Genomic DNA, 11,609 nt, shown 5'->3' on the forward strand with positions numbered 1-11,609 from the left:
AGAGGACAGAGCTACCCGGAGCCCCCGCCAGTTGGGTGGACTGGTGCTTGCATGGTAGACAGGCCTGCATTTTCAACAAAGCTTGAGACCCTCCATGCCCATCGTGAACCGCGTCGCCGACCTTCAACCCGATATTCAGGCCTGGCGCCGGGACATCCACCAGCATCCGGAGCTGCTCTATGACGTCCACCGCACCGCAGCATTCGTCGCAGACCGCCTGCGCGAATTCGGCTGCGATGAGGTCGTGACGGGCATCGGCCAGACCGGCGTGGTCGGCGTGATCAAGGGCAGCAAGCCGGCCGGCGAGGGCCTCAAGGCCATCGGCCTGCGTGCCGACATGGATGCGCTGCCGGTCGAGGAACAGACCAACCTGCCCTACGCTTCGAAGACCCCGGGCAAGATGCACGCCTGCGGCCATGACGGCCACACCGCGATGCTGCTCGGTGCTGCGCGTTATCTCGCCGAGACCCGCAACTTCGCCGGCGATGCGGTGGTGATCTTCCAGCCGGCCGAGGAGGGTGGCGCCGGCGGCTTGGCCATGGTCAAGGACGGAATGATGGAGCGCTTCGGCATCGAGCAGGTCTACGGCATGCACAACGGCCCGGGCATTCCGGTGGGCTCGTTCGCGATCCGGCCGGGTCCGATCATGGCGGCGACCGACGAGGTCGATATCATGATCGAAGGCCTTGGCGGCCATGCCGCGCGGCCGCACAAATGTGTCGATTCCGTTCTGGTTGGTGCCCAGGTGATCACCGCGCTGCAGTCGATCGTCGCGCGCAGCGTCGATCCGCTGGAATCGGCCGTGATCTCGATCTGCGAGTTCCACGCGGGCAACGCCCGCAACGTCATTCCGCAAACCGCGACACTGAGGGGCACCATCCGCACGTTGTCGCCGGAGGTGCGCAAGTTGGTCGAGAAGCGCGTGCATGAGGTCGTGGCGGGCGTGGCGCAGATTACCGGCGCCAAGATCGACCTGCGCTACCAGCGGAATTATCCCGTGGTGAACAACCACGCCGCGGAGACAGAGATTGCGCGTCGCATCGCGGGGCAAGTTGCGGGCGAGGCCAACGTGCTCGAGATGTCGCCGCTGATGGGCGGCGAGGATTTCGCCTATATGCTGGAGGCGCGCCCCGGCGCGTTCATCTTCTGCGGCAACGGCGACAGCGCCGGTCTGCATCACCCCGCCTACAATTTCGACGACGAGGCGATCGTCTACGGCACGTCGTACTGGGTCAAGCTGGTCGAGCAATCGCTCGCGGCGTCGTAAGGTCAAGCCGAAAGCACAAACGAAAAGGGCCCGCGCATCGCACGGGCCCTTTGTTTTTGAGTGACGCGATCGGCTTCAGAAGATCCGCGAGAAGATCACGTACAGCGTGCCCGACAACAGGATAGCGACGGGCAAGGTCAGCACCCAGGCCATCACCATGTTCCTGATGGTGGCGACCTGGAGACCCGAACCGTTCGCGGCCATGGTGCCGGCGACGCCGGACGACAGCACGTGGGTGGTCGAGACCGGCAGGCCGAACACGTCGGCGGCGCCGATCGTGGCGGCGGCGACGAGCTCGGCGGAAGCGCCCTGCGCGTAGGTGAGATGGGTCTTGCCGATCTTCTCGCCGACGGTGACGACGATGCGCTTCCAGCCGATCATGGTGCCGAGGCCGAGCGCGATCGCGACGGCCACTTTCACCCAGGTCGGGATGAACTTGGTCGCGCTGTCGAGGCCGCCCTTGTAGGCGTTCAAGGTCGCGACCTCTTCCTTGCTAAGATCATTTTCCTTGTCCTTCATCAGGAAGCGGATCGCTTCCGAGGTCAGGTACATGTCGTTGCGGGTATTGCCGACGACTTCCGCCGGCACCTTGTTCAGCGATCCGTATTTCGAGACCTGCTCGCCGACATCCTTCACCAGCACTGACAGAGAAGGATAGGTGCCTTCGCTGATGTGATGCGAGGTGACGTACTGCGTCACCGCAGGACGGGGATCGCCGATGATCGCATGGCCGGCGCCCTTGGCCGCAACCACCTTGGAGGCGGCATCCGAGACCTTCGCGAACTGGGCGACCTGCGACTCCGGCAATGCGCGGTTGAGCGCGTAGGCCGTGGGCACGGTGCCGATCAGGATCAGCATGATCAGGCCCATGCCCTTCTGGCCGTCGTTCGAACCGTGGGCGAAGCTGACACCGGTGCAGGTCAGGATCAGCAGGCCGCGAATCCAGATCGGCGGGGCTTTGTGACCCTCAGGAGCGGCATAGAGCGCTGGGTTCTTGACGATCAGCTTGAGCAACAGCAGCAGGCCGGCGGCGCACACGAAGCCGACCAGCGGCGACAGCAGAAGCGCATAGCCGATCTCCGTGGCCTTGCCCCAGTCCACGCCCGAGGTGCCGTCGCGTCCGCGCATCAGCGCGTTCACGACGCCGACGCCAATGATCGAGCCGATCAGCGTATGCGAGGAGGAGGCCGGCAGGCCGAAATACCAGGTGCCGAGGTTCCAAAGGATCGCGGCGATCAGCAGCGCGAACACCATCGCGAAACCGGCGCTGGAGCCGACCTGCAGGATCAGCTCGACCGGCAGCAGCGAGACAATGCCGAAGGCCACGGCGCCAGACGAGAGCAGCACGCCGAGAAAGTTGAAGAAGCCTGACCACATCACCGCGACCTCGGCCGGCAGCGAATGGGTGTAGATCACGGTCGCTACCGCGTTGGCGGTGTCGTGGAAGCCGTTCACGAATTCGAAGCCGAGCGCGATCAGGAGGGCGACGATAAGGAGGATATAGGGCAGGTAGCTCGTGACCCGCGTGCCGGTCGCATCGACATCCGAATAGATGCTGTAGGCCACATAGAGCAGGCCCGCGGCGAGAATGCCGAAGAACAGGATCAGTGTCAGCGGATTGAAGCCCTTGTCGAGATTTGGCCGCGAAGCCGGCTGGATCGGCGCGGGATCGGCTACCGCGCGGTCGAATGCAACATCGGTCATGTCTGGACGCCCCTTAACTTTCTGTAAGGGCTATTGTCCCCGATGGATTTGAAGGCTGGATGACAGGACGGCACCTGAAAGGGGTTTTCCCGCCCGTATTCAGGCGGCGCGCGCGGCTTTCTTCTGCAAACCGGCGACGATCTTCAGGTCTTCGACAAAGCGCTGATATTCCAGCGCCTTGGCTTCCGGATCGGGCAACCGCAGCAGATAGGACGGGTGCACCGTCACCAGCGCCTTGTGACCGTCGGGAAGGTCGATCAGCCGGCCGCGGGTCTTGCCTACAGGGGTGATCTTGCCGAACACGCTCTGCGCGGCGGTCGCGCCCATCGCAACGATGAGATCGGGCTGGATGACGGAGACTTCCCGCTCGTACCACTGCCGGCAGGCCTTTATCTCCGGCGTATTCGGCTTCTGATGCAGGCGGATCTTGCCGCGCGGCACGAATTTGAAGTGTTTCACCGCGTTAGTGACATAGACCTTCTTGCGGTCGACGCCGGCCTCTTGCAGTGCCTTGTCGAGCATCTGGCCGGCCGGACCGACGAAGGGATGGCCCGCGAGGTCTTCCTTGTCGCCAGGTTGCTCGCCGACCAGCATGATATTGGCTGACTTCGGACCCTCGCCGAACACGGTCTGGGTGGCGTCCTTGTAGAGATGGCAGGCGCGGCAGTGGGCGGCCTCCTCGCGGAGCGCTTCGAGATCGTCGGCAGCGGTCTTGCGTTTCATCGGAGCCTCCGGCCGCTTTTGAGGCTTGTGCGGATCGGTTGCGGCATTGGCGATCATGGCGCCGGTCATGCGCTCGGCGTCCTCAATCAAGGGCTTAATGATCGAAGCCTCGGGCAGGTTCCTCCAATATTTCTTCGGCATCTCGGCCTGCATCGCCTTCACCTTCAGGCGGGCCGGATTGAAGATGCTGGCATAGTAGCGTCGCCAAGTTTCCTCCAGCCGGTCTTCGCTCGGCGCCTCGCTCTTGCTGACGCCTGATGTGAACGAGAGCGCGTGGCCATCCCAATGCGCGCACAAATCCGGCGTCAGGATCGACCAGGGCATGTCGGCAAAGCGCCGGGCGAAGAACGGCGCGGCGAGCTCGACGATATGATGCTCCGGCTCGAACCAGGCGACATAGTGTGCTTCGCGTTCCCTGCCGATCTCGCGGAAGCGCACGAAGGCGTGCATCTTGTGTTCGTCGCGGTAGACCGCCTTTGCCATGGCCATGACTTGCGCGACGTCGGGATCGGTCGCGACCTCGATGAGATCGTGATTGTCCTTCAGCCGAAACAGCAAGCGATAGAGGATCGCGAAACGCTCGGGATCGCGATGGAGGATCGCGGCCTTGGCGAGCTCGACGAATTTTGCAGGCACGTTGAAGGTGCTATCGCCAGCCCCCGGCAGCGGAGACGACGAGGGCGTCGCGAACAGCTCCGCTTCGCCGCCCTGCACGGCCCAGATGACATCGGCCGGTTTCATTTGGTGAAGCACGAGGCTACGCGCGGCTTTGCGCCAGCCGTCGAAATCGGTTTCGTTCTCGAGGGTGATATAGTGCATCAGAAGCCAAATCCCAGTTGCGTTGCCTTCGGCTTGAACCGTTCGATCAGCCGTGCCTCGTCGAGGCGGTGCGGCGCGGGCCGGTGGTCGCTGAGGACGATGAACGGCAGCGCCTTGTTGCGGGGCACATGCAGCCGCGCGAGGTCGGCGACGCGGATGGTGGTCGTGCGGCGCGCCGCGATGATGCGCTCGACCGCCTTGGTGCCGAAGCCCGGCACGCGCAACAATTCCTCGCGGCTGGCGCGGTTGACGTCGAGCGGGAAACGGTCGCGGTGACGTAGCGCCCAGGCGAGTTTTGGATCGATGTCGAGCGGCAGCATCGCACTGTCGTCGACGATCTCGCCGACATCAAAACCGTAGAACCGCATCAGCCAGTCGGCCTGGTAGAGTCGGTGCTCGCGCAGCAAGGGCGGCGCGCGCAGAGGCAGCGCGCGGCTGGCATCGGGGATCGGGCTGAACGCGGAATAGTAGACGCGCCTCAGCCTGTATGAACCGTAGAGATTGGCGCTGGTGTGGAGGATGGTGTGGTCGGAGGCCGCGTCGGCGCCGACGATCATCTGCGTGCTTTGGCCGGCCGGCGCGAAGCGCTGCGGCTTGGCTTTCGTGTTCGCGCTGCGGCTTTCCTCGGCCTCGTCGAGCTTCAGCCGCAGCCGACCCATGGTGCGGCGGATCGCGCGCACGTCTTTCTCGGGCGCGAATTGTTGCAGGCTCGTCTCCTGCGGCATCTCGATGTTGATGGAGAGACGGTCGGCATATTTGCCGGCCTCGGAGATCAATGCATCGTCGGCCTCGGGGATCGTTTTGAGATGGATGTAGCCGCGGAAGTGATGCTCCTCGCGCAGTTTGCGCGCGACGCTTACCACCTGCTCCATGGTGTAGTCGGGGTTGCGGATGATGCCGGAGGAGAGAAACAGTCCCTCGATGTAATTGCGCCGGTAGAAGTCGAGCGTCAGCTTGACCACTTCGTCGATGGTGAAGCGGGCACGCGGCACGTTGGAGGAGGCGCGGTTGACGCAATAGAGGCAGTCGTAATTGCAGGCGTTGGTCAGCAGCACCTTGAGCAGCGAGATGCAGCGGCCGTCCGGCGCGTAGGAATGGCAAATGCCCATGCCGGGCGCGGTCGATCCCATGCCCTTGCCGTCGCTGGAATCCCGTCTCTCGGTGCCGCTGGAGGCGCAGGACGCGTCGTACTTGGCGGCGTCCGCCAGGATTTCCAGCTTGCGTTGCACGTCCATATTGGAATCCCTTTGATTCAGCTCATGAATCCCGAAGAGTGCCAATTCGATTGACTCTCCAGGCGCCGTTAGCTTTATATTAGAACATACCATGAACAATTGAGCCAGCCGTTGGTTCTCTTTTTGAGAGCCACGGCAATCACCCCTTCAAGGAGCGGCGACCATGAGCGGCGCACGCATCAGCGCGCTTGCAGCCTTGCGCGGCCAGATCGAGCGCATCGAGACGGCGGAGGTCGTGCATCATCGCGACCGTGTCGCGCTCGGCCATCGCGAGGCCGACAACGCGCTAAAGGGCGGGCTCGCGCGCGCGGCAATCCACGAGGTATTTTGCGAGGGACGTCAGGGCGCGGCCGCGACGGGCTTTGTCACCGGACTTGCGGGGCGCGTGACGGCGCGAAAACCGCTGCTGTGGGTGCGGCAGGATTTTTCAGAAATTGAAACCGGTGCGCTGTCGATGAGCGGGCTCACCGAGATCGGTCTCGATCCGCGCCGCATGGTGATGGTGCGCGCCGCCGATGTGGAGAGTGCGCTGCGGACGTCGGCCGATGCGCTCGCCTGCGACGCGCTGGGCGCCGTCGTGCTCGAGCTCTGGGGCGAGACGAGGCAGTTCGATCTGGTGGCGAGCCGCAAGCTGACGCTGGCTGCGCAATCTTCCGGTGTCACCGGCCTGTTGCTGCGGATGGCCGCGCAACCTTTACCCTCAACCGCCGAGACCAGATGGATGCTGCGCGCGGCGCATTCGCCGCCGGGCGCGATGTGGAGTGCTTGGGGGGCGCCGCGCTTCGATGCCGAGCTCCTGCGCAATCGTCATGGCCCGTGCGGCCGGTGGATCATGGAATGGAAATGTGATGAGTGCCAGTTCTCTGAATCGTCGGCGTATCCTCAGCCTGTGGCTGCCGCGCCTGCCCATCGATCGGATCCAGCGGTTCTTCGGCAACGTCGGACTGCATGAAAATAATGCGCCCAGCATCGTCGTTGCCAAGGACAGCAACGCGCTGGTGATCCATGCGCTGGACGAGGCGGCCGAGCGCCTCGGTCTGCATATCGGCCAGCCTCTGGCCAATGCCCGGGCGATGTGTCCTGATTTAAAGGTGTTCGACGCCGATGCCGTGGCCGATGCCAAGACGATCGGCGACATCGCCGACTGGTGCGATCGTTTCACGCCGTTGGTGGCACTCGATCCGCCGCACGGGCTGTTCCTCGACATCACCGGCTGCGCGCATCTGTTCGGCGGCGAGGCTGCGCTGTTGCAAACCCTTGTCCGTGCCCTCGATCGCCAGGGCTTTGCCGTCAGCGCGGCGATCGCCGGCACCTCGGTCTGCGCGCGCACGCTGACGCGGCAGGCATCTGGTAGTATCGTCGCCGATGGCGGGGAGGCGGCGGCAATCAGCCGGTTTCCGGTGTCCGCGCTTGGTGCGGGTGAGGCCATCAGCATCGGCCTGCGCCGCGCCGGCCTGAAGACGGTCGGCGATGTCGCCGCGCGTACGCCGAGTGAAATCACGGCGCGGTTCGGCGCACGGTTCTCCACGCTGCTCGCGCATGCGCTGGGGCAGGGCGATGCGCCGATCAGCCCGCGAAAGCCGCTGCCCGACTACATCGTGGAGAAACGCTTTGCCGAGCCGATCGCGACCGACACCATGATCGCGATGACGCTGTCGCGCCTGGCGGACACGCTGATTGCGTCGATGGAGAAGCAGGGCAAGGGCGCGCGCCGCCTGGAAGCAGCCTTCTTCCGCACCGACGGCGCGGTGCGCGCGATTATGGTCGAGACCGGACGTCCCGTGACGCAAAGCAAAGTCATCGACCGGCTGTTCCGCGAGCGTCTCGATGCACTCGCCGATCCCCTCGATCCCGGCTTCGGCTTTGACATGGTGCGGCTGTCGGCAAGCCGCACCGAGATCGTGGTGCAGGAGCAGCGCGATCTCGACGCCCATGTCCACGACAATGACGAGCTTGCCGCGCTGATCGACCGCATCGCCGCGCGCATCGGCGGAAAGCGCGTCGTCGTGCATCTGCCTGAGGATACCCATATCCCCGAATGTGCGGTGCTGGCCGCACCGGCGCAGCATCATCTCGCCGTGGCCATGCAGGCCGAATGGCCCGCGCGCACCGAGACTGAGCCGCCGCTGCGTCCGTTGCGGCTGTTCGACAAGCCTGAGCCGATCAATGTGCCGTTTGCGACCGTGCCCGACGGGCCGCCGCATCAATTCACCTGGCGCCGCGCGCAGCATGCGGTGGTGCGGGTGGAAGGCCCCGAGCGCATCGCCATGGAATGGTGGCGGCAGGACGGCAAGCAACTGACGCGGGATTATTTCCGCATCGAGGATGCCGAAGGCTTGCGCTTCTGGATCTTTCGCGACGGTCTTTACGAGGGGGAGTGCTTCGACGGCGACGGCAAGCCCGCTCCTCCCGGTTGGTATGTGCACGGTCTCTTCGCATGAACACGCCTGCTTATGCCGAGATCGGCATCACCACGAATTTCTCCTTCCTGCGCGGCGGCTCGGATCCGCGTGCCTATGTGCACCAGGCCAGCATCCTCGGCATTCCCGTGATCGGCATTGCCGATCACAACACGCTCGCCGGCGTGGTGCGCGCCTACAAGGAGCTCGACAATGACGAGGTGCTGCACAAGCCGAAGCTTTTGATTGGCACCCGCATCGTCTTCATCGACGGCACGCCCGATATCCTGGTCTATCCGCGTGATCGCGCCGCCTATGGCCGGCTGTGCCAGCTTCTCACCCGGGGCAAGCGCGGCGACGGTATCACGCGGATTGCGAAGGGCGAGTGCCATCTCACCTTCGCCGATCTCCTTGCGTTTTCCGAAGGCCAGCTCCTGATCCTGACGCTGCCGCATCGCTTCGATGCGGCGCAGACGCAGGACATCCTCGCCAAGCTGAAGGCAAGTCGTGCCGAGGGCGTGTGGCTGGCGGCGAGCCTGGTCTATCGTGGCGACGACCGCCGCCGCCTCGCGCAGCTCGATGATCTCGCCGCAAAAGCAAAAGTGCCGCTGCTTGCGACCAACGAGGTGCTCTATCACCACCCCGCGCGCCGTCCCCTCCAGGACGTGCTGACCTGCATCCGGGAGAAAACCACGATCGAGGCGGTCGGCCGGAAGCTGGAAGCCAATGCCGAGCGATTTCTGAAGACGCCCAGGGAGATGGCGCGGCTGTTCCGCGATTTCCCCGAAGCTATCGCGGAGACCATGCGCTTTGCGGACAAGATCACCTTCTCGCTCGATCAGCTCAAATATCAGTATCCGGATGAGCCGGTGCCGCCGGGAAAGACCGCGCAGGGGCATCTGGAGGATCTGACCTGGGCCGGTGTCGACAAATATTTCGGCGGCAAGATCGACGACAAGCTGCGCGCCACCCTGAAGAAAGAACTCGCACTGATCGCCGATCTGAAATACGCGCATTACTTCCTCACCGTGCACGACATCGTGCATTACGCCCGCAGCCAGAACATTTTGTGCCAGGGGCGGGGATCGGCGGCGAATTCGGCGGTCTGCTACGTGCTCGGCATCACCTCGGTCGACCCGACCAAGGTCGATCTGCTGTTCGAGCGCTTCATCTCCAAGGAGCGGCTGGAGCCGCCCGACATCGACGTCGATTTCGAGCATTCGCGGCGCGAGGAGGTGATGCAATATGTCTATCGCCGTTACGGCCGCCATCGCGCCGCGATCATCGCCACCGTCATTCATTATCGCCCGCGCAGCGCCATCCGCGACGTCGGCAAGGCGCTGGGCCTGACCGAGGACGTCACCGCGGCCCTCGCCGACACCGTCTGGGGAAGCTGGGGCAAGGGCCTCAACGACATGCAGGTCAGGCAGGCCGGCCTCGATCCGCAAAATTCAATGATCAACCTCGCAGTCGAGCTCGCGACCGAGCTGATCGAATTCCCCCGTCATCTGTCCCAGCATGTCGGCGGCTATGTGCTCACGCAGGACCGGCTCGACACCTATGTGCCGATCGGCAATGCCGCGATGGACGATCGCACCTTCATCGAATGGGACAAAGACGATGTCGACGCGCTCAGCATGATGAAGGTCGACGTGCTCGCGCTGGGCATGCTGACCTGCATCCGCAAGTGCTTTGATCTGATCGAGCAGCACAAGGGCGAACGCTGGATGCTGGCGAGCGTCCCGCAGGATGATTCCAAAGTCTACGACATGCTGTGCGACGGGGAGTCGCTCGGCGTATTCCAGGTTGAGAGCCGCGCGCAGATGAACATGCTGCCCCGGCTGAAGCCACGGACCTTCTACGATCTCGTCATCGAGGTCGCGATCGTACGGCCGGGGCCGATCCAGGGTGACATGGTGCATCCGTATTTGCGGCGGCGGAACGGCTTGGAAAAAGTGAACTATCCATCGCCGTCACCGGAGCATGGCGACAAGGACGAACTTTACAGAGTGCTGCACAAGACCCTCGGCGTGCCCCTGTTCCAGGAGCAGGCGATGCGGATCGCGATCGAGGCCGCGAAGTTCACGGCCGAGGAGGCCAACGGCCTGCGCCGTGCGATGGCAACGTTCCGCAATGTCGGCACCATCGGCAAGTTCGAAGACAAGATGATCGGCAACATGATCGCACGCGGTTATGCGCCGGATTTTGCCAGAAACTGTTTCGAACAGATCAAGGGTTTTGGCAGCTACGGTTTTCCGGAGAGCCATGCTGCAAGCTTCGCGCAGCTTGTCTATATCTCCTCATGGCTGAAGCATTATCACCCTGATGCATTCTGCTGCGGCCTCCTGAACTCGCAGCCGATGGGCTTTTACGCCCCGGCGCAGATCGTCAGCGACGCTCGCAAGAACGGCGTCGAGGTGCGCGATATCGATGTGTCCTACAGCTTTGCGCAGAACACGCTGGAAGAAAGAAGTGACAAATATTGCGCCGTGCGCCTGGGCTTCCGCCAGATCGACGGTTTTCATTGGCTCGATGAGGATGAGGAAAGGCTGAAAAGAGGCGCGCCTCGGAATGAGTGTGTGGAGAGAGCGCCCGACTGGGCCGACCGCATCGTCGCCGCGCGCAACCGCCGGCCCTTCACCTCGCTGGAAGATTTCGCCCGCGACACCGGTCTGCCTAAGCGCGCGCTGATCTTGCTCGCCGATGCCGACGTGTTCCGCTCGCTCGGGCTCGACCGCCGCGAGGCGCTGTGGCAGGTGCGGCGCCTGCCCGGCGATGTGCCTCTGCCGCTGTTCGAGGTGGCCACCGCACGCGAGCAGCCGGACGAGCATGCCAGGCCGTTGCCGGTGATGCCGCGGGCCGAACAGGTGGTCGCGGACTATCAGACTATTCGGTTATCGCTGAAGGGGCATCCGATGGAATTTTTGCGCGAGATGTTTTCGCGCGAGCGCATCGTCGCCTGCAAGGACATCAACCATGACAACGAGCGGCGCCGTGTCCGCTGTGCCGGCGTCGTGCTGGTACGGCAGCGGCCGGGCAGCGCCAGCGGCGTCGTGTTCATGACACTGGAGGACGAAACCGGCATCGCCAATGTCGTGGTGTGGCCGAAGATCATGGAGCAGTACCGGAAGGAGGTGATGGGCGCACGCCTCATCCTGGTCGAAGGCTATATCCAGAGCAGCCCCGAAAAGGTGACGCATCTGATCGCCCAGCGGATGATCGACCGTTCGCACGATCTGGTCGGCCTCGCCAACGACGCCCTCGGCCGCAAGCATCCGGTGCCGGCAGGCGCCACCGTGGTCGAACCGCTCAACGACGATCCCCGCGCCCACACCGATGCGCCCGCGCAAAAACTTCGCCATCCCCGCAATGTCCGCATCCTGCCGCCGTCAAGGGACTTTCATTGAGGCTATGGGCACGCAGAATGTCGCCATGCCGTCATTGCGAGCGCAGCGAAGCAAT

The 11,609-nt window shown here is 63.8% G+C and carries 7 protein-coding genes; 4 read left to right on the forward strand and 3 right to left on the reverse strand.

The genetic code is table 11. The annotated features are described in order from the left end of the window. Positions 1-94: 94 nt before the first annotated feature. On the forward strand, positions 95-1,267 hold the full coding sequence (locus IVB47_RS31775) for a M20 aminoacylase family protein (protein ID WP_027569022.1): 1,173 nt from the start codon (positions 95-97) through the stop codon (positions 1,265-1,267). Between the two features lie 75 nt (positions 1,268-1,342). On the opposite strand, the gene IVB47_RS31780 is transcribed toward IVB47_RS31775, so the two are convergent. The 3 genes from IVB47_RS31780 to IVB47_RS31790 all read right to left on the reverse strand — a co-directional run bounded on the left by IVB47_RS31780 (position 1,343) and on the right by IVB47_RS31790 (position 5,748). Then, entirely contained in the window at positions 1,343-2,971 is a 1,629-nt protein-coding gene (locus IVB47_RS31780) for an inorganic phosphate transporter (protein ID WP_247467407.1), read from the reverse strand. Positions 2,972-3,070: 99 nt separating this feature from the next. Beyond that, positions 3,071-4,513: a UdgX family uracil-DNA binding protein gene (locus IVB47_RS31785; protein ID WP_247467412.1), complete on the reverse strand. Its 1,443-nt coding sequence runs from the start codon at positions 4,511-4,513 to the stop codon at positions 3,071-3,073. After that, positions 4,513-5,748, reverse strand: coding sequence for a putative DNA modification/repair radical SAM protein (locus IVB47_RS31790; RefSeq protein ID WP_247467415.1), 1,236 nt, complete (start codon positions 5,746-5,748; stop codon positions 4,513-4,515). The genes IVB47_RS31785 and IVB47_RS31790 overlap by 1 nt, the downstream gene beginning before the upstream one ends. 163 nt (positions 5,749-5,911) lie before the next feature. Between IVB47_RS31790 and IVB47_RS31795 the strand changes: the two genes are divergently transcribed. The 3 genes from IVB47_RS31795 to IVB47_RS31805 are packed head-to-tail and all read left to right on the forward strand — an operon-like array spanning position 5,912 to position 11,554. Next, positions 5,912-6,700, forward strand: a complete 789-nt coding sequence (locus IVB47_RS31795; RefSeq protein ID WP_027569026.1) for a DNA repair protein — start codon at positions 5,912-5,914, stop codon at positions 6,698-6,700. Next, entirely contained in the window at positions 6,597-8,189 is a 1,593-nt protein-coding gene (locus IVB47_RS31800) for a DNA polymerase Y family protein (RefSeq protein WP_247467418.1), read from the forward strand. The genes IVB47_RS31795 and IVB47_RS31800 overlap by 104 nt, the downstream gene beginning before the upstream one ends. Then, complete coding sequence (locus IVB47_RS31805) at positions 8,186-11,554, forward strand: error-prone DNA polymerase (RefSeq protein ID WP_247467420.1); 3,369 nt, start codon at positions 8,186-8,188, stop codon at positions 11,552-11,554. The genes IVB47_RS31800 and IVB47_RS31805 overlap by 4 nt, the downstream gene beginning before the upstream one ends. Positions 11,555-11,609: the final 55 nt, after the last annotated feature.

Origin of the sequence: Bradyrhizobium sp. 62 (assembly GCF_023073035.1) — a bacterium.
Taxonomy (GTDB): Bacteria; Pseudomonadota; Alphaproteobacteria; order Rhizobiales; family Xanthobacteraceae; genus Bradyrhizobium.

Excerpts from the sequence above, each read along its gene's own strand:
- IVB47_RS31805 (WP_247467420.1), top strand. The coding sequence starts at position 8,186 with ATGAACACGCCTGCTTATGCCGAGATCGGCATCACCACGAATTTCTCC.
- IVB47_RS31790 (WP_247467415.1), bottom strand. The coding sequence starts at position 5,748 with ATGGACGTGCAACGCAAGCTGGAAATCCTGGCGGACGCCGCCAAGTAC.
- IVB47_RS31780 (WP_247467407.1), bottom strand. The coding sequence starts at position 2,971 with ATGACCGATGTTGCATTCGACCGCGCGGTAGCCGATCCCGCGCCGATC.
- IVB47_RS31800 (WP_247467418.1), top strand. The coding sequence starts at position 6,597 with ATGAGTGCCAGTTCTCTGAATCGTCGGCGTATCCTCAGCCTGTGGCTG.
- IVB47_RS31785 (WP_247467412.1), bottom strand. The coding sequence starts at position 4,513 with ATGCACTATATCACCCTCGAGAACGAAACCGATTTCGACGGCTGGCGC.
- IVB47_RS31775 (WP_027569022.1), top strand. The coding sequence starts at position 95 with ATGCCCATCGTGAACCGCGTCGCCGACCTTCAACCCGATATTCAGGCC.
- IVB47_RS31795 (WP_027569026.1), top strand. The coding sequence starts at position 5,912 with ATGAGCGGCGCACGCATCAGCGCGCTTGCAGCCTTGCGCGGCCAGATC.